Here is a 22,880-nt window from a genome sequence, read left to right as displayed (position 1 = left end):
TCGCGCCCGGCCGCGCTGCTCGGCTGTGCGCGGCGGCCATTCGGCCGCTCGGCGCGGCCGCGCCGCACCGGCAGGGAGGGTAAGGCGATGTGGGCATGGCTGCTGAAGCGCCTGGGGCAGGTGGTGCCCACGCTGCTGATCCTCTCCTTCCTCGTCTTCGGCCTGCAGCAATTGATGCCGGGCGACCCGGCGCTGATCCTGGCCGGTGAGGAACGCGGCGATCCGGTGGTGCTGGCGCAGATCCGCGCGGAGCTGCGCCTGGATCAGCCGCTCTGGGCGCAATACCTCTACTGGATCGGCAATGTGGTGCAGGGGGATTTCGGCTTCTCCTGGCGCATCCGCCTGCCGGTCTCGGACCTCATCCTCGAGAAGCTGCCGGTGACGGCGCAGCTGGCGCTGATGTCCTTCATCATCGCGGTCGTGATCGGCGTGCCGCTCGGCATCCTTTCGGCCGTCAAGCGCGACACGCCGCTGGACTGGCTGGCGAATGGCGTGGCGCTGTTCGGCATCTCCACGCCGAATTTCTGGCTCGGCATCATGATGATCCTGTTCTTCTCGGTGCAGCTCGGCTGGCTGCCGCCCTCGGGCTATGTCTCGCTATGGGAGAATCCGGTGCAGAGCCTGGCCACCACCATCATGCCGGCCTTCGTGCTCGGTACGGGGGTCGCCTCCGTGCTGATGCGCCATACGCGCGCGGCGATGCTGACCGCGCTCAGCCAGGATTACGTCCGCACGGCGCGCGCCAAGGGCCTCGCCGAGAAGGCCGTCATCTGGAAGCACGCGCTGCGCAACGCGCTGATCCCGGTGGTCACGCTCGGCACCATCGAGTTCGGCCGCCTGCTGGCAGGTGCGGTGCTCACCGAGCAGATCTTCACCATCCCCGGCTTCGGCAAGCTGGTGGTCGATGCCGTGTTCAACCGCGACTATCCGGTGGTGCAGGGCGTGGTGCTGGCCACCGCGCTGATCTTCGTGGCGCTCAGCCTGCTCGCGGATATCCTCTACATGCTCATCAACCCGCGGCTGCGCCAGTCATGAGCAGCACCGCCGCCGCGCCGCCCGTGGTGATGCAGGGCACGAGCCCGACGCGCCGCGCCATCGCCCGCTTCTTCCGCCACAAGCTGGCCGTGGCGGGGCTGGTGGTGGTGCTCGCCTTCGTGCTGGTCGCGATCTTCGCCCCCTGGATCGCGCCCTATGACCCGATCGCGACCAGCTGGTCGCGCATCCGCAAGCCGCCCTCGGAGCTGCACTGGTTCGGCACGGATGAGAACGGGCGCGATGTCTTCTCGCGCCTGGTCTGGGGGGCGCGGGCCTCGCTGATGGCGGGGGTCATCTCGGTGCTGGGCGCCGTCGCCATCGGCGTGCCGATCGGGCTGCTGGCGGGGCTCGCCGGCGGCTGGGTGGATGCGCTGATCTCGCGCATCGCGGATGCCATGCTCTCCGTGCCCTTCCTGATCCTGGCCATCGCGCTCGCGGCCTTCCTCGGCCCGGCGCTGGAGAATGCGATGCTGGCCATCGCCATCACCGCGAGCCCGGTCTTCGTGCGGCTTGCGCGCGGCATGGCGCTGGATGCGAAATCGACCGATTGGGTGGAGGCCGCGCGCAGCCTGGGCAACCCGCCCTGGCGCACCGCCATCGTGCATGTGCTGCCCAACATCATCCCGCCGCTGCTGGTGCAATCGACGCTCGCCATCGCGGAGGCGATCATCGCCGAGGCCTCGCTGAGCTTCCTCGGCCTGGGCATGCAGCCGCCGCAGCCGAGCTGGGGGAGCATGTTGAACAGCGCGCAGCGTTTCCTCGACACCGCCCCCTGGCTCGCCATCGCGCCTGGGGCGGCGATCTTCGTGGTCGTGCTTGCCTTCAACCTGATGGGCGACGGGCTGCGCGACGCGCTGGATCCCCGCGCCGACAGGCGCTGAAACGAAGCTGCGCCGACAGGCGGTGAAGATAAGCTACGCCGACAGGCGCTGACCCTATTCCGCCGTGATGTTGTTACGGCGGATCACCTCGCCCCATTTCACATTCTCGCTGCGCAGGAAGGCGCCGAACTCCTCGGGGCTGTTGCCGCCCGGGATCGCGCCCTGCGCGGTCAGCGCGCGGCGGATCTCCGGGTCCTGCAGCGCCCCGATCGCGGCGCGCCGCAGGATGCCGAGCGGGCCTTCGGGAATGCGCGAGGACGCCACCAGCCCATGCCAGTTGGAGGCATCGACGCTCGGCAGCCCGGCCTCCGTCATCGTCGGCACGTCGGGGATCCAGGAGAGGCGCTGTGGCGTGCCCACGGCCAGGGCGCGCATCGTCCCCGCCTGGATATGCGACAGCAGCACCGGCAGGTCCGCGAAGCCGAGCTGCACCTCATTGCGCAGGATCGCCGTCGCGAGCAGCCCGCCGCTGGTGTAGGAGACATGCACGATGTCGATGCCCGCGGCCGCGCGCAGCTGCTCGCCCGCCAGATGCGGCATGCTGCCCGGGCCGGTGGAGCCGAAATTCAGCGAGCCGGGCCGCGCCTTCGCTCCCGCGATCAGCTCCTGCAGCGTGCGGAAGGGCGATGCGGCCGGCACCACCACGGGCTCGGGCACCAGCACGCCGAGCGTGATGGGCGCGAGGTCACGCAGCGGGTCATAGGGCGTCCCGCGGCCCAGGCTCGGCGAGATGGCGAGCGCGCCGGCGCTGCCGATGGCGAAGGTGTAGCCATCCGGCGTGGCGCGCGCGGCGACATCCACGCCCGTCACGCCCCCGGCGCCGGCTCGGTTCTCGATCACCACGGGCTGGCCGAGCGTGGCCGACATGCGGGGCGCGATGGTGCGGGCCACGATGTCGCTCGGGCCACCGGCGCCGAAGGGGACGATGAAGCGCAGCGGGCGGGAGGGGTAGGCCTCCTGCGCCCCGGCGGGCAGGGCGGCGGGCAGGGCGGTGAGGGCCGAGAGCAGCATCCCGGCGGCAAGGCGACGCAGCATGATTTCCTCCAACCCGGCTTCTGCATGCCGGCGATGGCTGCAAGTATTCCCGACCAGGCCCTGGGGGGGAAGCGGCGGAGATGACGGGCTCGACGATCACGCGCATCGACTGCCATCTGCATCGCAGCGGGTTCTCGACAGGCTTTGGCACCACGGCTTCCGGCGCGCATGGCACCGGCGGCAATCTCCGCCTGCGCGAGATCGAGACGCTGCTCGTGCGCGTGGAGACGGCGGAGGGGCTGCAGGGATGGGGCGAGGGCTTCGGCTTCACGCTCTGCGGCACGACGCGCGCGGCGGTGGAGCAGTTGATCGCCCCTGCCTGCCTCGGCGCGGACTCCCGCGACATCGCGGGCCTGATGCGCGCTCTGCAGCGCCGCTTCCACAATTACGGGCGCAATGGGCCGGTCACCTTCGGGCTTTCGGCCATCGACATCGCGCTGTGGGACATCGCCGCCCGGCGCGCGGGCAAGCCGCTGCATGCGCTGCTCGGCGATGCGGCGCGGCCGCGCGTGGCGGCCTATGCCAGCCTGCTGCGCTACGGCGTGCCCGCCGATGTGGCGCGCGCCACGGCAGAGGCGGTCCGGCGTGGCTACCGCCAGATCAAGCTGCATGAGATCGACCTCGGCTGCATCGCCGCCGCGCGGGCCGCCGCGCCGCCCGAGGTGCCGATCATGCTCGACATCAACTGCGCCTTCGAGAGCGCCGCGGCCGCGCGCGATTTCTGCGCCGCCGTCGCGGGGATGAACATCCGCTGGGTCGAGGAGCCCACCTGGCCGCCGGAGGATTTCGCCGCCATGGCGGCGCTGCGCGGGCAGGGGGGCGTCGCGCTGGCCGCCGGCGAGAACCTCGCCGGCCCGGCCGATTTCGCGCGCCTGCTTGCCGCGGGCGCGGTCGATGTGGTGCAGCCCTCCATCACCAAGCATGGCGGCGTCTCCGCGCTGCTGGAGGTCGCGGCGCTCGCCCGGGCGGCGGGGGTGGCGATGGTGCCCCACGCGCCCTATTTCGGCCCCGGCCTGCTCGCCACGCTGCACCTGCTGGCCGCCATGCCCGAAGCCGAGCCGCTGGAGATCTACTTCGCGGACCTCGCCACGCCGCCCTTCGGCGCGGGTTTGCAGCCGGTGGCGGGCTTCCTCACCCTGCCAGAGGCCCCGGGCCTGGGGCTGGCGCCGGCGCCGTGACCCGGTGCGGCGCTGCCTTCCGTGACATCAAGATGACGGGAGCCGCCGGATTTCGCCGGCTTGCGCCGCGCTGCTCCGCAAAATGTGAAGAGCCCGGCAGTGCGATCCTTGCTTCCCCCACCCCCTGACGGTGATGTTACTTCCATCAACCCCCGCGGCGGCGGACGGGCAAGGAGAGGCGATCGTGACACTTCTGTTCGGCTTCGGCACGCGACGGGCGGATCGCTTCGTCGTCGATGAGAACAGCACGCGCTCGGTCGCCTTCTGGGGACATGAGGGCGACGACACGCTGGGCGGCGGCGCAGGCGTCGACTTCCTCTTCGGCAATGACGGGCGCGATCTGCTGATCGGCAATGGCGGCAACGACTACCTGCGCGGCGGCGATGGGCGCGACACGCTGCTGGGCGGTACGGGCCGCGACGACCTCGGCGGGGGCGATGGCGACGACCTGCTCGTGGGTGGGGCGGGCAACGACATGCTGCGCGGCGGCGACGGCACGGACATCGCCGAGTTCACCGGCCTGCGCGCGGATTACGAGATCATCGAGCTTGGCCGCGACGGCTTCCTGGTGCGCGGAATCTCCGGCGCCGGCCTCGCTGACGGCACCGACATCCTGCGCGACGTCGAGGTGCTGCGCTTCGCGGACGGCACCTATGTGCCCGGCGCGCCGCCACCGCCCGCCATCACCGGCTTCGCCGAGGATACCGGCATCCAGGGCGATGGCCTGACCGCGGACGCCACGCCGATGTTGATGGGCACCGCCGCCGCCAACGGCCTGGTCGCCATCTTCCGGGACGGCGACAGCCTTGGCGTGGTGCGCGCCGATGCCGAAGGGCGCTGGCAGTTCGAGGATACCGACTCCGACGGCCTCGCCGATGGCAGCTACAGCTACACCGCCCAGGCCGTCGGCCGGCACGGCCAGACGAGCGAGTTCACCGCGCCGCTGGTCATCACCATCGACCGCACGGCGCCCGAGGGCTCGACCCTGCGCCTTGCGGCATCTTCCGATTCCGGGGCGGTGGGCGATGCGCGCACCGGCTTCGCGTATGTGAACCTGGCCGGCACGGCGGAAGCCGGCGCCATCGTGGTGCTGGAGCAGACCGGCGAGACGGTTGTGGTCGGCGAAGATGGCCGCTTCGTCCTGACCGACATCGCGCTGACCGCCGGCAGCAACGCCTTCACCTACCGGGTCACCGACGCCGCCGGGAACAGCGCGGTCGAGAGCTTCGAGGTGTTCCGCGAGGAGACGACGCTCGCCGATCCGGTCATCAGCTGGAACCGCGCGACGCTGGAGGCGATCAAGACAGCCGGTTCGGTCACCGCCATCGCCACGCGCGTGCTGGGCATCGAGAGCACGGCGGTGCTCGACACGCTGGCGGCGATCGAGGGCACGCGCGGCCTGATGGTCTCGCTCGATGCGCCGGAGGGCATCTCCGCCACCGCCGCCATCGCCGCGGCCGCGCATCGCGTGCTGAGCACGATCTACGCGCCCCAGGCCGCGACCTTCGATGCCAAGCTGGCGGCGGAACTCGCGCTGGTGCCGGAGGGCGCGGCGCGGGATGAGGCCGTGGCCTTCGGCCGCGCCGTCGCCGATGCGGTGCTCGCGATCCGCGCGGGCGATGGTTTCGACACGGTGCTGCCGCCCTTCCTGGGCGGCACGGAACCCGGCGAGTGGCGCCCCACGCCCAACGCCTTCCTGCCCGGCCACCAGCCGCATTGGGGCAGCGTGAAGCCCTGGGCGCTGCAGAGCGGCGACCAGTTCCGCCCCGATGGCCCGCCCGCGCTCGACAGCGCGACCTACGCCGCGGATTTCGACGAGGTGAAGCGCCTGGGCGCCATCAATTCGACCGAGCGCACGGCGGAGCAGACCGAGATCGCGCTCTATTGGCGCGATCTTTCGGGCACCTACACGCCGGCCGGGCGCTGGGCGCAGATCGCCGAGGAAGTGCTGGTGGACAATGGCTATTCCACCGCCTCCTCCGCCTGGACGCTGGCCGTGCTGAACTTCGTGCAGGCGGACGGCGCCATCGCCGCCTGGGATGCGAAATACGTCTACAATTTCTGGCGCCCCGTCACCGCGATCCGCGAGGCCGACACGGATGGCAACCCGCTGACCGAGGCCGATCCCACCTGGGCGCCGCTGATCAACACGCCGAACCACCCGGACTACCTCTCGGGCCACGCCACCTGCAGCGCGGCCTCGGCCTATGCGCTGCAGATGCTGCTGGGCGACATCGCCTTCACCAATGCCTCGGTCGGCCTGCCCGGCGTGTTCCGCAGCTTCGACAACTTCATCGAGGCCGCGCTGGAGGCGGGCAAGAGCCGCATCTATGGCGGCATCCACTTCAACTCCGCGAATGTGGACGGCATCGAGACAGGGCGGCAGGTGGCCGAATACGGCGTGACGCGCCTGGTGGCGGAGTCCGACACCTTCGCCCCGGTGGTGCTGCTGGGCGCGATGGGCGGCGTGCTGGCCGAGGCGCCGGTGCTCGCCGGCCTCGCCTTCGACAACCGCGACGGGCTGGACAGCGTGCAGGCCAGCCTGAATGGCGGCGCGGTGCAGGAGATCGCGGTGGATGGCATGGGCCGCTTCGCGGTGGACCTCGACGCGCTGTTCGGCCCGCTCGCGGAGGGCGACTACATGCTGCGCCTGATGGCCGAGGATGCGGCCGGCAACGAGTCCGAAGCCGTGCTCTACAGCTTCACCCTCGAGGCGCCCGCGCCGCTGATCGGCTGAGCGGCGGGGTCAACGCAGCTTGATGTCGATGCGCACCACATCCCCGCGATAGGTGCCATCGGCGACCAGCACCAGCACGCCGCGATGGTCCACCGCCGCGCGCCGCACATGCGCGACCGGCGCGTTCAAGGGCACCTGCAGCGCGGCCGCTGTCTCGACATCGGCGGTGCCGATGGTCAGCGTCTGCCGCGCATCGGCGATGCGCATGCCGGGAATGCCGGCGACGAGCTTCAGCGCCGTCTTGGTCCGCAGATCCTCTGGCGTGACCTTCGGCCAGAGTCGCTCATCGAGATAGACGTCGGCGAGCAGGAAGGGCTGGCCGTCGCGCCAGTGGCGGCGGCGGATATGGCGGTAGCGCGCGGCGGGGTGGCCGATCTCGGCCCGCGGCACATCGGCGCCCTCCAGCCCCAGCACCTCGCCCAGCGTCTCGATCTCCGCCCCCTCGCGGGAGCGCAGCAGTCCCGACCAATCGGTCTCCACCTCGCACCAGAGCCGGTTGGCGCTGGGGAGGCCGCGCACGAAGGTGCCCTTGGCGCGGAAGCGCGCGATCAGCCCTTCCTGCTCCAGCTGGTCGAGCGCCTGGCGGATGGTGGCGCGCGCCACGCCGCATTCTGTGGCGAGGTCATCCACCGTCGGGATCTGCTCGCCCAGCTTCCACACGCCCTGCTCGATCCGCCGCCGGAACAGCGTCGCGAGCTGGATGTAGCGGGAGACGGCGCTGCGGCTGAGATCGACGACCGACATCGCGCCGCTTCAGCCGCCCGCCGCCGCGTCCAGGAAATCCCGGCCCGCGCGGAAGGCCTCGATGTCGTCGAGGATGCGCGCGATCAGCGCCGCGCGCGTCTCGCGAGTCAGGGAGGCCGAATGCGGCGCGAGCACGACATTCTCGAGCGCGAGGAATCGCGGATCGAGCCCCGGCTCGCGCGCGAAGACATCGAGCCCCGCGCCGGCGATGCTGCCCTCCTGCAGCGCCGTGATCAGCGCCTCTTCCTGCACCACCGCGCCACGGGCGATGTTCACGAGTACGCCGGAAGGACCGAGCGCGCGCAGCACATCAGCATCGACCATGCCATCGGTGCTGGCCCCGCCGGGCACGGCCAGGATCAGGACATCGCTGATGGCGGCGAGGCTTTGCAGATCGGCCTCGCGCCGCCAGGGCAGCTCGGGCTTGGCGCGCGGGCCGGTCCAGGCAACCGTCATGCCGAGCCCGGCGCAGCGCCGTGCGATGGCCTGGCCGATGCGCCCCATGCCGACGATGCCGGCGGTCTTGCGATGCAGGCTGATCCCCGGGCGCATGCGCTCCGGTCCCCAGCGCCCGGCGCGCACGAAGCGATCGGCCTCCGCCACTAGGCGCGCGGCGCCATACATCAGCCCGATGGCGGCGTCGGCCACGTCCTCGGTCATCACATCGGGCGTATAGGCCACCTTGATGCCCCGGCGCCCGGCGGCGGCGAGGTCGAGCTTCTCGAGCCCCGTGCCCTGGCTGGAGAGCAGGCGCAGATCCGGCAGCCGGGCGAATTGCGCCTCGGTCGCGCCGGCCATGGCGGTGGTCACGGCGATGCGGAAGCCGGGGCGCGGGCCTTCCGCCGGCTTGTCCTCGACCAGGTCGAAGCGCGCGGCGAGGGCAGCGCGCAGATCGGCCGGGATGGGGCAGAGCAGCAGGATCGCTTCCTTGCCGGTCACGTCAGCGCCCCTTGAAGACGGGGGCGCGCTTCTCGGCGAAGGCGCGCCAGGCTTCCTGCGTGTCCTCCGTCGCGGCCAGCGCCACGGTCTGCGACTGTTCGAAGCGATAGCCATCGGCGAGCGGCATGTATTCGGTCACCTGGAAGCTGCGCTTGGCCGCCTGCACGGCGAGCGGCACCTTCGCCGCGATCTCGCGCCCGATCTGCTGTGCCGTGGCAAGCAATTCGGCACGCGGCAGGCAGGCGGAGGCGACGTTCATGCGCAGCAATTCGGGGCCGGTCATGCGCCGCGCCGTGTAGATCATCAGCCGTGCATCGGATTGCCCGAAATGCCGCAGCACATGGCGCACCCCGCCGGCGAGGCCGACATCGACCTCGGTCATGGAGAGATAGGCATCCTCGGCCACCAGCAGGATGTCGCAGCTCAGCGCCAGGACGCAGCCCGCGCCGATGGCCGCCCCGTTCACCGCCGCGATCACCGGCTTGCCGCACTCCATCACGCAATCGAAGCTCGCGCGCGTCAGCCGGTTGTGGCGCGGATAGGCGCCGGCCTCGCCCGCGATGTTGGGCCGTTCCTTGAGGTCCGCCCCGGCGGAGAAGGCGCGGCCCGCGCCGGTCAGCACCACGGCGCGCACATCGGCGCGGTCGTGCAACTCGTCGAAGACGCGCACCAGTTCCTCCTTGAAGGCGCGGTTCTGCGCATTCACGGGCGGGCGGTTGAGCGTGACGGTCGCGACGAAATCCGCGACCTCCAGCGTCAGCGTTTCATAGGCGTGGCTCATTCGGCCCGGATCCCTGCGGCTTCGATCACCTGTTTCCAGCGCGCGCTCTCGGCCGCGATGGTGGCGGCCAGTTCCTCGGGCGTCGAGGGCGTGGCCTCCTCGCCCAGCGCCTCCATGCGGCGGCGATAGGCCGGGTCGTTGAGGATGCCCACGATCGCCTGGTTCAGCCGCGCGATCACCGGCGCGGGCGTGCCGGCGGTGGTCGCGATGTAGTTGAAGGGCGCGGCGTCGAAGCCGGGCAGCGTCTCGGCCAGCGCGGGCAATTCCGGCGCGAGGGCCGAACGCTGCGGCGTGGTCACGCCCAGCGCCCGCAGATTGCCCGCGCGTGAGGGCGGCAGCAGGATCGACATGGTGTCGAGCGCCATGCTCACCGTGCCGGCGAGCAGGTCCGTCATCGCCGGGCCGGTGCCGCGATAGGGCACGTGCAGGATGTCGATCTTCGCGAGGAACTTCAGCATCTCCCCCGCCAGATGCGAGGAGGACCCGATGCCGGAAGACGCGAAGCTGAGCTGCCCCGGCCGTGCCTTGGCGAGGGCGATCAACTCGGGCAGATCGCGCGCCGGCAGGCCGGGATGGATCGCCAGCAGGTTGGGCGCGCGCTTGTAGCCCGCGACGGGCGCGAAATCCCGCACCGGGTCATAGGGCAGGCTGCGCATCAGATGCGGGTTGATGATCTGCGGCCCCGGCGTGCCGTAGAGCAGCGTATGCCCATCCGGCGCGGCGCGCGCCACCACCTGCGCGCCGAGCGTGGCGCCGCCGCCGGGGCGGTTCTCCACCACCACGGGCTGGCCGAGGACGGCGCTCAGCGGCTCGGCCAATTGCCGTGCGCTGGCATCGGCCGAGCCACCCGCGGCGAAGGGGCAGATCATGCGCAGCGGCCGCGTGGGGAAGGATTGCGCGCGGGCAAGGCCAGGCAGCAGCAGCGGCGCGGCGAGAAGGCTTCGACGGAGCATGCTCATTCGATGGTGATCCCCTGAGCGGTGATGACGCCGCGCCAACGCTCGATCTCCTGGCTCACCATCGCGGCCAGTTCCGCCGGCGTGCCACCGACGGGTTCGGCGCCGAGGGTGGCGAAACGGGCGCGCACGGCCGGCTGCTGCAGCACGCGGTTCACCGCGGCGTTGAGCGTGGCGATGGCCTCCGGTGGCGTGCGCGCGGCAGCGAGCAGGTAGTTGAAGGAGGCATCGTGGAAGCCGGGCAGGGTGCGCGCGATGGGCGGCAATTCGGGCGCGGCCTCGGCCGGGTCCTGCGTGCTGACGGCGAGCGCCTTGAGCCTTCCCTCGCGCACCAGCGGCAGCAGCGCGGCGGCGGTGTCCAGCGTCATGTCCACGCGGCCCGCCATCACGTCCTGCACGCCCGGCGCGGTGCCGCGATAGGGCACGTGCACCATCTCGATCCCCGCCATCTGGGCGAGTAGTGCGCCCGCAAGATGCGCGGAGGAGCCGATGCCGGAACTCGCGAAGGTGATGCTGCCCGGCCGCGCGCGGGCGAGGGCGATGAAGCCCGCCACGTCATGCGCCGGGAAATCCGGCCGCACCACCAGCAACTTCGGCGCGCGCATCAGCGCGACGACGGGCGTGAAATCCGCCATCGCGTCATAAGGCATGGTGCGCATCATCAGCGGGTTGAGGATCTGCACGGGCGGCGGCGCGTAGAGCAGCGTGTGCCCATCTGCCGGCGCGCGCGCGACCTGCACCGCGGCGACGGTGTTGGTGCCGCCGGGCCGGTTCTCGATGATCACCGGCTGGCCGAGTTGCGCCGCCAGCGGATCGGCGATCAGCCGCGCGATCGTATCCGCCGTGCCGCCTGGGGCGAGCGGCACGACGATGCGCAGCGCGCGGTTGGGCATCCAGGCCGGTGCCTGGGCCCGGGCGGAAGAAGGGGCGCCCGCCGCCGGCAGCGCGGCGGTGAGGGTGAGGAGGGTGCGGCGCTGCATGGCGATCACTCCAGCCGGACGCCGGTGGCGCGTACCACCTCGCCCCAGGTCGCGTAGGTTTCGCGGATGAAGGCGGCGAACTCGGCCGGGCTGCTGCCGACGATCCGCCCGCCCTGGCTCAGCAATTGCTGGCGCGTCTGCTCATCCTCCAGCGCCGCCCGGGCCGCGGCGTGCAGCGTGGCGACGCGATCGGGCGGGATGCCGGCGGGGCCGAGCAGCCCGTACCAGGTCTCGCTGACCATGCCCGGCACGCCGGCCTCCACCGCGGTCGGCACATCGGCCAGCACGCCGAGCCGCTGGGCGGAGGTGACGGCCAGCGCCGGCAGCGCGCCGGCGCGCACCTGGCCGATCAGCGCGGGGGCGTCCGCCATCAGGATCTGGATGCGGCCCGCGAGCAAATCCGTCACCGCCGGCGCGGCACCGGCATAGGGGACATGGGTGATGTCGATGCCCGCGCGGATCTTCAGCAACTCGCCCGCCATGTGCAGGGAGGACCCGATGCCGGCCGAGCCGAAGGCAAGCTGCCCGGGCCGTGCCTTGGCCATCGCCACCAGCTCCGTCAGGCTTCGCACGCCGAGATTGGGGGCCACGGAGACGATCTGCGGCACGCCCAGCACCTGCATGATCGGCGTCAGGTCGCGCAGCGCGTCATAGGGCATGGTCGGGCGCAGATGCGGCAGGATGACGATGGCGCCGCTGCTCGCCATGACCAGCGTGTGGCCATCCGGGCGCGCCTTTGCCGTGGCGTCCACGCCGATCATGCCGCCCGCCCCGGCGCGCGGATCGACCACCACGGGCCGGCCCAACCGCTCCGACATGACGCGCGAGACGGTGCGCGCGATGATGTCCGCCGGCCCGCCGGCCGCGAAGGGCACGATCATGCGCACGGGTTGGTCGGGGAAGGTCTGTGCGCGTGCCGGGCCGATCAGGGCAGGCAGCGCGAGGCCGGCGAGGGCGGCCCTGCGTCCGATCATGTTCGTTTCCTCCATCGTTCTTGTCAGTCGTCGAAGTCGAAGAGGCGCGCCGGTGTCTCCACCAGGATCCGTCGCGCCAGCGCGGCGTCGCCGAGCCAGTCGAGCAGAAGGTCGAGCATCGCCCCGGCATCCGGTGCGGGGTCCATGCGCACATAGGGCCAGTCCGAACCCCAGAGCACGCGATCCGCATTGGCCGTGACCAGCGCCTCCTGCCAGGGGCGCATCGCCTGCCACTGCGGCAGGCGGCAGAGCGTGGCCTTCACCCAGAGCCGGCCTTCGCGGACGGGTCCGAGAATGGCGTCGCGCGCCGGATCATCCACACCCTGGGGCATCCCCGCATGGTCGAGCACGAGCGGCAGATCGAGCTTCAGCAGGCCCGGCAGCAATTCGGCGCATTGCGCCGCGCTGGCCCAGAGATGCGCCTGCCAGCCGAGCGCGCGCAGCCGCGGCGCGAGGGCGATCAGCGCCTCGGTGCCGATGCTGCCCGGGTAGCGCCCGCCCCCATTCGGCGCGCGCATCTCGACGAAACGCAGGCCGCGCACGCCGGCCGCGTGCCAGGCTTCCAGCGTGGCGTCGGTGACGGAGTCATCCGCGCTCATCACGCCGCGCAGCGTGCCGTTGCTGCGCGTGAGGGCATCCAGCAGGCAGGCGGCATCCCGCCCATAGGGCGCCGGCTGCACCAGCACGGCGCGCGCAACCCCCAGCGTGGCGCGCATCGCGGCATGGGTGGCGAGCTCCGCGCGCGGCAGCGCATAGGGCGCGGGGCCGTGCGGGAAGCGCGCATCGAAGACATGGGTGTGCGCGTCGCAGGCGCCCGCGGGCACGGCGTTTCGCGGGCGCGTGGCGGCCGGCGCTTCGCTCACGGCTTTCGCGCCGAGGGCGGCAGGGTGAAGAGCCCCGTCTCCGGCGCGGTGAGCGGCGGCGCCTCGCCGGCCGGCAGGGGAATGCCATGCGCGTTCAGCGTCATCGAGACCATGGTGTAGTAGCCGATGAGCGCCGTGAGTTCGACCACGCCGGTCACGCCGAAGCGGTCGCGTGCGGCGGTATAGGTGGCGTCGGGCACCTGGCCGTCCATCTGCAGCGCGCGCGCGAAATCATAGACCAGCGCCTCATCCGCATCGTCGAAGACCGGCGATGTGCCGGCTTCGAGGGCGGCGAGGATGGCGGGGGCGATGCCGCATTCGCGCGCCGTGCGGGCATGCACCCACCACTCTACCTGGCTGCTCCAGCGCCGCCCGGTGACGCAGATCGCAAGCTCCGACAGCCGCTTGGGGAGTGAGGTGTTGAAGCGCAGCGCCTCGCCCATCGCGGACCAGCGCGCGGCGAGTTCGGCATTGTGGATCGCGGCGCGCAGCGGGCCGATGACGGTGCCGCGCGGGCCGGAGACGACGCGGTCCCAGACGGCGCGCTGCGCCTCATCCAATTCGTCGCGGCCGGGCAGGGGAATGCGCGGTGCCATCAGACGATCCCCTTCGCAGCGAGATCCGCGACATCGAGGCCAAGCTCGGCCAGCACCTCCGCCGTGTGCTGGCCGAGTGTTGGCGGCGCGCGATCGTAGCGCAGCGGTGCGTCCTGCATGCGGATCGGGCTCACCACCTGCGGCACGCTACCGGCCAGCGGATGCGGCAGATGGCGCAGCATCTGCCGGTGCTGCACCTGCGGATCGGCAAAGACATCGGGCACGGTGTTGATCGGCCCGCAGGGCACGCCCGCCGCATCGAGCCGCGCGATCAACTCGGCGCGCGTGAAATCGGCGAAGCGCGCGGTGAGCAGCGGCGTGAGGTCGTGTTCATGCCGCACCCGGTCGGCGTTGCGGATGAAGCGCGGATTGGCGGCCCACTCCCGCCGCTCGATCGCCTCGCAGAGCTTCGCGAATTGCCCGTCATTGCCGACGGCGAGCACGATGTGGCCATCGCTGACGGGGAAGACATCCTGCGGCTGGATGTTGGGGTGGCGGTTGCCCGCGCGGTGGGGCACCTTTCCACCAACCAGCCAGTTCATCGCCTGGTTGGCGAGGAAGGCGGCCTGCACGTCGAGCATCGCCAGGTCGATGGTCTCGCCCTGGCCCGTCTCGGCGCGCTTCGCCACGGCGGCGATGATGGCGACGGCGGCGTACATCCCGGTCATGAGATCGACGATGGGCACGCCCACCTTCTGCGGCGTGCCGTCGCGCTCGCCGGTCAGGCTCATCAGCCCGCCCATGCCCTGGATCATGAAGTCATAGGCCGCCTGGTCGGCGCGCGGCCCGTCCTGGCCGAAACCCGTGACGGCGCAACAGATCAGCGAAGGCTTTGTCGCGCGCAGCGACGCCGCATCCAGGCCGTATTTCGCGAGCGCGCCGGCCTTGAAATTCTCCACCACCACGTCGCAGGTCATCGCGAGTTGGCGGATCACCGCCTGGCCTTCGGGCCTGGCGATGTCGATGGTGACGGAGCGCTTGCCGCGGTTCACGGCGAGGAAATAGCCGGCCTCGCGCGTCCTGCTGCCATCGGCCGCACTCAGGAAGGGCGGACCCCAGCCGCGCGTGTCGTCGCCCACGCCCGGGCGCTCGATCTTGATCACGTCGGCGCCGAGATCGGCCAGGATCTGTGTCGCCCAGGGGGCTGCCATGATGCGCCCGAGGTCGAGCACGCGCAGATGCGAAAGCGGGCCCGCCATGACTCAGGAATCCACGATGGCGGTGGCGCGCATCGAGGGGCGTTCGGCGAAACCCTTGTGCCAGGCGGCGAAGTCCGGGCAGCGCGCGCGCCAATCGATGTCGGGGAAGCGGAAATCGAGGTAGGATCCGACGATGCCGAGCGTGATCTGCGCGAGACCCAGCGGCGCCGATGCGATGGCGCCGATCTCCGCCTCGATCGCCGGCAGCACGGCGTCGGTCTTCAGCGCGAAGGCCTCGACCAGCGCGGGCAGGGGGGGCGACTTGTCGCGCTCGTTCCGCCAGAGGATCAGCAGGTCGAGGAAGCCGTTGGCGAGCGCATGGCGCCGCAGCTCCTGCCAGCGGGCCGGGCCGGCGGCGGGGATCAGCCGCCCGCCGGCGAGGCTGTCGAGATACTCGACGATCACCTGGCTGTCGTAGAGGATGGTGCCGTCCTCGAGCACCAGGGTGGGGATCTTGCCCAGCGGGTTGTCGGGGAAGAGCTCGCGCGCCGGCTTCGTCATGGCGACCACGGTGCGCACCGTCTGGATCCGGTCCGCAAGGCCGAGTTCATGCGCGGCGACCATCACCTTGCGCACGAAGGGCGAGCGCGGGGACCAGTGCAGCTTCATCATTGGCGCTTCCCCTTCTTTGGTCTAATAGGTCAGTCATATGACTTATAGTCGCGGCTTACAAGCGGGGGAAACGCAGCATCCATGCCCATCACCTATGCGGCTATGAAGCGGCTCTCCGCCGACCTCTACGATTGGTCGCTGCGCCGCGTGCCCGAGGACACGAAGGAGGGCCTCCGCCAGGCCCTGGCACGCGAGACGCAGGAGGGGGCGCGGCAGGTGCTGAAGATGATGCTCGGCTCCGCCAATCGCGCCGAGCAGGAGGATCGCTTCGTCTGCTCGGATGCCGGCGTGCCGGTCTATCACGTCACGCTCGGCACGGGCGCGAAGTTGGAGGGCGACATCAAGCAGGCCATCGCGGATGGCTTCGAGGAGCTGGTCGCCACCATCAAGCCGCCGCTGCTCAAGCATGTCACGAACCCGCTGACCAATGAGCGCGGCTACAAGGGCAAGGACATGCCCCTCATCACCTGGGATGTCGCGGGGGGTGCGGATTGGGTGGAGATCCTCTGCCAGCCCAAGGCGCTGGGCTCGGGCCGCTGGGCGGCGCTGGAGACCTTCTCCTTCCCATCGCTCGCGCAGATTGAGGAGTATGTGATGAAGGTGGTGATGCAGGCGGGCTCGCAGCATTGCCCGCCGGTGATCATCGGGGTGGGCATTGGCGGCAGCTTCGACGTGGCCGCGAAGATCGCGAGCAAGGCGACGATGCGCGCCATCGGCACGGTGAATGAGGAACCGGTGCTGGCGGCGATGGAGGAACGCCTGCTGCGCGCGGTGAACGCCACGGGCTTCGGCCCGATGGGCACGGGCGGCGACACCACCGCCCTTGCCGTGCATGTCGATTACGCCTCGGGCCATGGCTACACGCCGGTGGCGGTCTGCTTCAATTGCTGGATCAACCGCCGCACGCGCGCGCGGCTGCACAATGATGGCCGCGTGGAGCGCTTCGAATGAGAACCATCACGTTGCCGATGACGCCCGCCCAGGCGCGCACACTGCGCGCGGGGGAGATGGTGCTGCTGGAGGGCGAGATCGTCATCACCGCCGGCCTGCCAACGCATCAGCGCCTGCTCGCCTGCGCCGAGGAGGGGCGCGACCCGCCCATGGATATCGCCGGCGGTTCGCTGCTGCATCTGGGGTCCTACAGCCAGGACACGGCGGAGGGCGGGCTCGAGGTGCTCTACATGAACCCCACCACCAGCACGCGCTTCAACCCGATCATGCCGCGGCTGATCCGCCATTACGGGCTGACTTCGGTGGGCGGGAAGGGCGGGCTGGACGCCGCCTGCGTTAGTGCGATGCAGGAGGTGGGCTGCGTCTATTTCTCATTCCTGGGCGGCGGCGCACCGCTGCATTCCAGCGCGATCACCGCGGTGCGCGAGGTCGCCTGCCATGACCTCGTCGCGCATTACCGGCTGGTGCGTCTTGCCGTGTCGGGGCTTGGCCCGGTCACCGTGGGCATCGACGCCCATGGCAACTCGCTGTTCGGCGACCTGGCTGCGCAGGCGCAGGCGCGGATGCCCGCGATCCTGGCCCGGCTGGACCAGGATCGCGCGGGGTAGAGCACGATCCGTCCTTTCGGACGGATCTCGTGCTCTAGATGTATTTGAATCTAGAGCAAGAAATCCGATCTGAGGTCGCGGCAGCGCCGCGACCTCAGATCGGATATTGCTCTAGTCAGCCGCGCGCGGCCTGGATCGCCATCCAGACGCGCTCGGGTGTCGCCGGCATGTCGATATGCGTGACACCGACGGCGGCGAGCGCATCCGCCACCGCATTCATCACCGCCGGCAGCGAGCCCGCGCAGCCGGCCTCGCCGCAGCCCTTGGCGCCGAGCGGATTGGTCGTGCAGGGCACGGGGTGGCTGCCGGTGGTGAAGCTCGGCAGGTCGCCCGCGCGCGGCAGGGCGTAATCCATGTAGCTGCCCGACAGGAGCTGCCCGTCCTCGCTGTAGGCGACGCGCTCCAGCAGCGCCTGGCCCACGCCCTGCGCGATGCCGCCATGCGCCTGGCCGGCGACGAGCAGCGGGTTCACCTGCACGCCGAAATCATTCACCGCGAGGTAGCGGTCGATCCGCACGATGCCCGTCTCGGGGTCGATCTCGACCTCGCAGACATGGCAGCCATTGGGATAGGCCATCGGCGCCTGGTCGAAGACATGCGTGACGTCGAGGCTCTCCGGCACGCCCTCGGGCTTCACGGGCGTGGCCCGCAGCTTCGCGGCGAGTTCCATGATGCCGATGCCGCGATCCGTGCCGGCGACGAGGAAGCGCCCCTGCGCGCCCTCGCCATGCGGCTCGAACTCGATATCCACGCTGGCGGCTTCCAGCGCCCAGGCGGCGGCGGCGCGGCCCTTATCGATCACCTTCTCCGAGGCCTCGAGGATCGCGGCACCCGAGGCCATGATCGATTTCGACCCGCCGGTGCCGCCGCCCGCGATCAGCTCGTCGCTGTCCCCCTGCAGCAGCCGCACGGCGGCAAAGGGCACGCCGAGCGATTGGTGCAGCACCTGCGCGAAGGCCGACCAATGGCCCTGCCCGTAGTCGAGCGTGCCGGTGATGATGGTGACGGTGCCGTCCTTCTCGAAGCGGATGCCGCCCTGCTCCTTGGTCGGCGGCGCCGTGCATTCGAGGAAATTGCCGATGCCGCGCCCGCGCAGCAGCCCCTTCGCCTGGCTTGCCGCAAGCCGCGCCGCATAGCCCTCCGGGTCGCTCTCGGCGAGGGTGCGCTGCATCAGCGCGGTGAAGGCGCCGGTGTCATAGACGCTGCCGGAGGGTGCTGCGAAGGGGAATTGCTCGGGGCGGATGTGGTTCAGCGCGCGCATCGCCACCGGGTCGAGCCCCATTTCTTCCGCGGCCTGCTCGATCAGCCGCTCCATGAAGTAGTTGCCCTCGGGCCGCCCGGCGCCGCGATAGGCGGAGACGGGGGTGGTGTTGGTCACCAGGCATTTCGTGCGCACCTCGATCGCCGGCGTGGCGTAGTTCGACTGCACATTCTTGAAGAAGTTCGCCGTGCCCATCAGCGGCCCGACCGGGCTGAGCCAGGCGCCCATATTCGCGAAGCTGGTGAGCCGCACGGCGAGGAAGCGCCCCTCGGCATCCAGCGCCAGCTCGGCCGCCACCTCATGGTCGCGCCCATGCGCGTCCGAGAGGAAGGAGCCCGAGCGCTCATCCGTCCACTTCACCGGCCGGCCGAGCGCGCGCGCGGCGTGGATGAGGCAGAGATATTCAGGATAGACGGCTGCCTTCATGCCGAAGCTGCCGCCGACATTGCCGGTGAGGATCCGCACCTCGGAGGTCTTGAGGCCGAGCAGCCCCGCAAGCTGCGCGCGCATGCCGAAGACGCCCTGGCAGCCCACGCGCAGCACCACGCGGCCGTCCTCGATCGCGGCGATGGCGCTGCGCGGTTCCATCGCGGCGACGACGATGCGGTTGTTGCGGATGGACATCTTCGTCACATGCGCGGCGCGGGCGAAGCCCTCCGCCACCTTCGCCGTGTCGCCGGCGACGAAATCCAGCACGGTGTTGCCCGGGATGTCGTCATAGAGCAGGGGCGCGCCGGGGGCGGCGGCGGCGGAGGCCTCGGTCACCGCCTCCAGCCCCTCGATGTCGAGCTCCACCAGCTCGGCCGCGTCCTTGGCCTGGGCGCGCGTCTCGGCCACGACGAAGGCCACGGGGTCGCCGACATGGCGCACCTTGTCGGTGGCGAGCGGCTGGCGCTTCGTGGTGCGGATCGGCGTGCCATCGGCATTCTTCAGCGGCATCGCGCAGGTCATGTCGCCGAAGCCGGTGAGGTCGGCGCCGGTCCACACGCCGAGCACGCCGGGCAAGGCGCGCGCGGCGGCCGTGTCGATGCCGCGGATCACGCCATGGGCATAGGGGCTGCGCACCATCACGGCATAGAGCTGGCCGGGCAGGGCGATGTCATCGGTGTAGCGCCCGCGCCCGGTGAGCAGCGTGGGGTCCTCGGCACGCGGGACGGGCTGGCCGATGCCGAATTTCAGCCGCGTCGGATCGAAGGCGAAGTCGGGCGTGAGCGTATCGGGCATGGGAACTTCCTGCGGGAGAACTGCCTGCCTAAACTAGGTCAGGATTGCTGCCTGCCAACCGGGGTTGGCGCATCTTGCTGTCGCGCCCTGGCGATGGCCTGCCCGACTCACGGGCCCTCTGCCTCGCTTGGCAGCAAGGCGAGGCCGCGGTCCGGGGCGAAGCCGATCACGACCTCGCGGCCCTCGGCGAGGGGCGCGGCCACCTCCTCGCTGATGGCGAGCAGCGGGCCGAGCGGCGTTTCCAGCGCATATTCCATCTGGCTGCCGAGATAGGTCGCCACCTGCAGCCGCCCCGCGAGGCCCGGCCCGGAATCCGCGAAGCGCAGCGCCTGCGGCCGCGCGGCGAGGATCGCCTGCTGCCCCGCCACCAGCCCGGGCGAGGGCAGGGACATCTCGAGCGTGCCCACGCTGAAGCGCGCCAGGCCAACCTCCACCGCCTCGATCTGCACGGGGATGAGGTTCGCCTCGCCCATGAAATCGGCCACGAAGCGGCTTTGCGGCGCCTCATAGAGGGTGCGCGGCGGGCCCGCCTGGGCGATGCGGCCCTGGCGCATCACCACCACCTGGTCGGAGACGGCCAGCGCCTCCTGCTGGTCATGCGTCACATAGACCACGGTCAGGCCCAGCCGGCGCTGCAGCGCGCGGATCTCGTCGCGCACCTGCCGGCGCAGCCGCGCATCGAGGTTCGACAGCGGCTCATCGAAGAGCAGCACGCGGGGCTCCAGCACCAGCGCGCGCGCCACCGCCACGCGCTGCTGCTGCCCGCCCGACAGTTCGGAGGGCAGGCGCGCGGCCAGCGCGCCGAGGCCGAGCATCTCGAGCGTCGCCTTCGCCCGCGTTTCGGCGGCGACGCGACCCTCGCCTCCGGCACGCAACCCATAGGCGGCGTTGTCCAGCACGTTCATGTGCGGAAACAGCGCATAGGATTGGAAGACCAGCGAGACGTCGCGCTCAGCCGGGGAGAGCGCGGTCACGTCCCGCCCGCCGATCAGGATGCGCCCCTCGGTGATCGGCTCCAGCCCCGCGAGCATGCGCAGCAGCGTGGTCTTGCCGCAGCCCGAGGGGCCGAGCAGCGTGACCAGCGTGCCGGCGGGCACGGTGAAGGAGAGGCGATCCACCGCCGTGGTCGCGCCATAGCGCTTGGTCACGCCCTCGAAGACGACATCCGCCGCATCGGCCATCGAATGTTTCCTCAGCCTGAGCGACGGCCGAGGCGTCGCCTGCCGGTGAGCAGCGCGATCAGCCCGATGGCCGCCAGCATGATGACGATCAGCGCCGCGGAATAGGTGATGGCCAGCGCGTATTCGCCCGCCTCCACGCGCCCGACGATATAGGTGGTGGCAAGGTTGTGCCGCGCCGAGACCAGGAAGATCACCGCCGAGACCGAGGTCATGGCATGGACGAAGCCATAGACCAGCGCGGCCAGGATCGCCGGGCGCAGCAGCGGCAGCACGATGCGCGAGAGCGTGCGCCCCGCCCCCGCGCCGAGCACGCTGCTGGCTTCCTCCAGGCTGCGGTCGATCTGCGCGAGCGCCGCCTGGGCCGCGCGCATGCCCACCGGCATGTTGCGGAAGGCGAGGCAGATCACCAGGATCGCGGCCGTGCCCGTCAGTTCGAAGGGTGGGACGTTGAAGGCGACGATGTAGGAAACGCCCACCACCGTGCCCGGCACGGCGAAGGAGAGCAGGGCGGCGAATTCCAGCGCGCGCCGCCCCGGGAATTGCGTGCGCGTGATCAGCCAGGCGGCGATGATGCCGAGGATTGCCGTCGCCGGCGCGGCGATGGCGGCCACCTGCAGCGTGGTGAACAGGCTGTCCCAGGCCGCGCCGGTGAAGGCCGGCGCGGCGTCGCGCCACTCGACCTCGAAGGCGGTCAGCACATGGCGCCAGGTGAAGGTCATGTCGCCGCGGCCGATGTCGCGCACGAAGCCGCCCATCAGCACGATGCCGTAGACGATGGCGGTGAAGGCCATCCAGGGCAGCGCGACCAGCGCCGCGCCCCAGCGCACGCGCCGCGCGAGAGGCGCGGCGATACCCGCATCGCCCTTGCCCGTGACCGTGACGAAAGAGGCCGTGCCCACCCAGCGCCGCTGCAGCAGGAAGGCCGCGAGCGTGAGCGCCAGCAGGATCAGCCCCAGCGTCGCGGCGCGCGAGGGGTCATGCTGCGCGCCCACCACGGCGAAGAAGATGCTCACCGAGAGCACGTCGAAATTGCCGCCCAGCACCAGCGGATTGCCGAAATCGGACAGGCTCTCGACGAAGCCGAGCAGGAAGGCCGCGGCGATGCCCGGGCGGATCAGCGGCCAGGTGACGGTGCGGAACAGGTACCAGCGCGAGGCCCGCAGCGAGCGCGCGGCCTCTTCCAGCGTCGGGCTCACCGCCTCCAGCACGCCGACCAGCACCAGATAGGCGATCGGGATCTGCGACAGAAGCTGCGCGATCAGCAGGCCCGGCAGGCCGTAGATCCAGCGGCTGCGCGGGATGTCGAACCATTCGTCGAGCGCGGTGGTGACGATGCCCGTCCGCCCGAACAGCACGATGAGCGCCAGCGAAATCACGAAGGGTGGCGTGATCACCGGCAGGATCGCGAGGAAGGCGAGGCCCCGCCGCCAGCCCTTGCCCGCCCGCACCGCGAGCAGCGCGAAGGCGAGGCCCATGGCGGTGCCGAGCGCGCCGGCCAGCACGCCGAGCAGCAGCGTGTTCCACACCGTCCCGCAGCGCCCGCCATCGGTCAGGCAGCCCATCGCCCAGAGATCCTGCCCGCCGAGCCGGCCCAGGAAGCGCGGCAGGTCGAGCGCCCCCTGCGGGCCGAGCGGCGCCTGGGCGAACATCAAGGCGAGGGGGAAGAAGACGAAGAGCGTCAGGCTCGCACCGGTGAAGACCACCGCGCCGGCAAGGAACACGTCGCCGCGAAACGCCCCGCGCTCGGCGATGCCGCGCGACAGCAGCGAGAGCGCGAGGCCGAGCAGAAGCCAGCCCCCCCAGCCGAGCCCGCCCTGCCGCGCCGCGCCGAACAGGCCCGGAAGGGCATTGCCGTCATGGCGGATCAGCGCGCCCTGGGCCAGCAGCAGCGCCAGCGCGCCGAGCCCGGCGCCGAGCAGCAGCGCCGCGCGCGCGGGGGCCAGGCGCGGCAGCAATAGCGCGCCCACGCCCGGGACCAGCGCCAGCACCGGCAGTGCCAGCCACCATTGCCCGGCCAGCGCCAAGGCGCTCGCGGCGCTGCTGCCCTCGATATGCCAGGGCAGCAGGAATGCCGCGAGGATCCAGGCCAGCGCCGGCAGCAGGGCCGGTGGCAGGGTGGGGCGGGCGGACTCGATCGCTTGCACG

At 71.1% G+C, this 22,880-nt stretch carries 20 protein-coding genes; 6 read left to right on the top strand and 14 right to left on the bottom strand.

All coding sequences use genetic code 11. The annotated features are described in order from the left end of the window. Nucleotides 1-87: 87 nt before the first annotated feature. Both AC2D9U_RS01380 and AC2D9U_RS01375 read left to right on the top strand, forming a co-directional pair. Complete coding sequence (locus AC2D9U_RS01380; protein ID WP_484745684.1) at nt 88-1,035, top strand: ABC transporter permease; 948 nt, start codon at nt 88-90, stop codon at nt 1,033-1,035. After that, nucleotides 1,032-1,916: an ABC transporter permease gene (locus tag AC2D9U_RS01375; RefSeq protein ID WP_484745681.1), complete on the top strand. Its 885-nt coding sequence runs from the start codon at nt 1,032-1,034 to the stop codon at nt 1,914-1,916. The genes AC2D9U_RS01380 and AC2D9U_RS01375 overlap by 4 nt, the downstream gene beginning before the upstream one ends. A gap of 54 nt (nt 1,917-1,970) precedes the next feature. Here AC2D9U_RS01375 and AC2D9U_RS01370 read toward each other — a convergent pair whose 3' ends face one another. After that, a complete protein-coding gene (locus tag AC2D9U_RS01370; protein ID WP_484745679.1) occupies nt 1,971-2,951 on the bottom strand; it encodes a Bug family tripartite tricarboxylate transporter substrate binding protein in 981 nt (326 codons plus the stop codon). A gap of 80 nt (nt 2,952-3,031) precedes the next feature. Between AC2D9U_RS01370 and AC2D9U_RS01365 the strand changes: the two genes are divergently transcribed. Continuing rightward, complete coding sequence (locus AC2D9U_RS01365) at nt 3,032-4,129, top strand: mandelate racemase/muconate lactonizing enzyme family protein (protein WP_484745677.1); 1,098 nt, start codon at nt 3,032-3,034, stop codon at nt 4,127-4,129. A gap of 184 nt (nt 4,130-4,313) precedes the next feature. After that, complete coding sequence (locus tag AC2D9U_RS01360; protein ID WP_484745675.1) at nt 4,314-6,866, top strand: Ig-like domain-containing protein; 2,553 nt, start codon at nt 4,314-4,316, stop codon at nt 6,864-6,866. A 9-nt stretch (nt 6,867-6,875) separates the two neighbouring features. Here AC2D9U_RS01360 and AC2D9U_RS01355 read toward each other — a convergent pair whose 3' ends face one another. From AC2D9U_RS01355 to AC2D9U_RS01310, 10 genes are read right to left on the bottom strand one after another with little or no spacing between them, the layout of a single operon-like run. Further along, nucleotides 6,876-7,610 carry a GntR family transcriptional regulator gene (locus AC2D9U_RS01355; RefSeq protein ID WP_484745674.1) on the bottom strand — a complete coding sequence of 245 codons (735 nt, stop codon included), beginning with the start codon at nt 7,608-7,610 and terminating at the stop codon, nt 6,876-6,878. A 9-nt stretch (nt 7,611-7,619) separates the two neighbouring features. Next, a complete protein-coding gene (locus AC2D9U_RS01350; protein WP_484745672.1) occupies nt 7,620-8,549 on the bottom strand; it encodes a 2-hydroxyacid dehydrogenase in 930 nt (309 codons plus the stop codon). Between the two features lies 1 nt (nt 8,550). Beyond that, nucleotides 8,551-9,330, bottom strand: a complete 780-nt coding sequence (locus AC2D9U_RS01345; RefSeq protein ID WP_484745670.1) for an enoyl-CoA hydratase/isomerase family protein — start codon at nt 9,328-9,330, stop codon at nt 8,551-8,553. Then, nucleotides 9,327-10,283 (bottom strand): Bug family tripartite tricarboxylate transporter substrate binding protein, encoded by a 957-nt coding sequence (locus AC2D9U_RS01340; protein WP_484745668.1) that lies wholly within the window; start codon nt 10,281-10,283, stop codon nt 9,327-9,329. The genes AC2D9U_RS01345 and AC2D9U_RS01340 overlap by 4 nt, the downstream gene beginning before the upstream one ends. 2 nt (nt 10,284-10,285) lie before the next feature. Then, the gene (locus tag AC2D9U_RS01335) at nt 10,286-11,266 is read right to left on the bottom strand and encodes a Bug family tripartite tricarboxylate transporter substrate binding protein (protein ID WP_484745666.1); all 981 of its coding nucleotides are present in this window, start codon (nt 11,264-11,266) and stop codon (nt 10,286-10,288) included. Nucleotides 11,267-11,271: 5 nt separating this feature from the next. Then, nucleotides 11,272-12,240, bottom strand: coding sequence for a Bug family tripartite tricarboxylate transporter substrate binding protein (locus tag AC2D9U_RS01330; RefSeq protein ID WP_484745665.1), 969 nt, complete (start codon nt 12,238-12,240; stop codon nt 11,272-11,274). Between the two features lie 23 nt (nt 12,241-12,263). After that, nucleotides 12,264-13,103 (bottom strand): amidohydrolase family protein, encoded by an 840-nt coding sequence (locus AC2D9U_RS01325; protein WP_484745663.1) that lies wholly within the window; start codon nt 13,101-13,103, stop codon nt 12,264-12,266. Beyond that, the gene (locus AC2D9U_RS01320; RefSeq protein WP_484745661.1) at nt 13,100-13,699 is read right to left on the bottom strand and encodes a carboxymuconolactone decarboxylase family protein; all 600 of its coding nucleotides are present in this window, start codon (nt 13,697-13,699) and stop codon (nt 13,100-13,102) included. Before AC2D9U_RS01320 ends, AC2D9U_RS01325 begins: the two co-directional genes overlap by 4 nt. Beyond that, complete coding sequence (locus AC2D9U_RS01315) at nt 13,699-14,898, bottom strand: CaiB/BaiF CoA transferase family protein (protein ID WP_484745658.1); 1,200 nt, start codon at nt 14,896-14,898, stop codon at nt 13,699-13,701. The genes AC2D9U_RS01320 and AC2D9U_RS01315 overlap by 1 nt, the downstream gene beginning before the upstream one ends. A 3-nt stretch (nt 14,899-14,901) precedes the next feature. Next, the gene (locus tag AC2D9U_RS01310; protein ID WP_484745655.1) at nt 14,902-15,507 is read right to left on the bottom strand and encodes a glutathione S-transferase family protein; all 606 of its coding nucleotides are present in this window, start codon (nt 15,505-15,507) and stop codon (nt 14,902-14,904) included. Nucleotides 15,508-15,591: 84 nt separating this feature from the next. Here AC2D9U_RS01310 and AC2D9U_RS01305 point away from each other — a divergent pair, with 84 nt between their 5' ends. Both AC2D9U_RS01305 and AC2D9U_RS01300 read left to right on the top strand, forming a co-directional pair. Continuing rightward, nucleotides 15,592-16,461: a fumarate hydratase gene (locus AC2D9U_RS01305; RefSeq protein ID WP_484745653.1), complete on the top strand. Its 870-nt coding sequence runs from the start codon at nt 15,592-15,594 to the stop codon at nt 16,459-16,461. Beyond that, complete coding sequence (locus AC2D9U_RS01300) at nt 16,458-17,069, top strand: fumarate hydratase C-terminal domain-containing protein (protein WP_484745650.1); 612 nt, start codon at nt 16,458-16,460, stop codon at nt 17,067-17,069. The genes AC2D9U_RS01305 and AC2D9U_RS01300 overlap by 4 nt, the downstream gene beginning before the upstream one ends. A 115-nt stretch (nt 17,070-17,184) precedes the next feature. Here AC2D9U_RS01300 and AC2D9U_RS01295 read toward each other — a convergent pair whose 3' ends face one another. The 3 genes from AC2D9U_RS01295 to AC2D9U_RS01285 all read right to left on the bottom strand — a co-directional run bounded on the left by AC2D9U_RS01295 (nt 17,185) and on the right by AC2D9U_RS01285 (nt 22,879). Further along, complete coding sequence (locus AC2D9U_RS01295; RefSeq protein WP_484745649.1) at nt 17,185-19,554, bottom strand: xanthine dehydrogenase family protein molybdopterin-binding subunit; 2,370 nt, start codon at nt 19,552-19,554, stop codon at nt 17,185-17,187. A gap of 107 nt (nt 19,555-19,661) precedes the next feature. Beyond that, nucleotides 19,662-20,735 carry an ABC transporter ATP-binding protein gene (locus AC2D9U_RS01290; RefSeq protein ID WP_484745647.1) on the bottom strand — a complete coding sequence of 358 codons (1,074 nt, stop codon included), beginning with the start codon at nt 20,733-20,735 and terminating at the stop codon, nt 19,662-19,664. Between the two features lie 11 nt (nt 20,736-20,746). Then, on the bottom strand, nt 20,747-22,879 hold the full coding sequence (locus AC2D9U_RS01285) for an ABC transporter permease (protein WP_484745645.1): 2,133 nt from the start codon (nt 22,877-22,879) through the stop codon (nt 20,747-20,749). Nucleotide 22,880 lies beyond the last annotated feature (1 nt).

This window comes from Roseomonas sp. TF40, from assembly GCF_057219975.1.
This window is presented reverse-complemented; position numbering and strand designations above follow the sequence as displayed.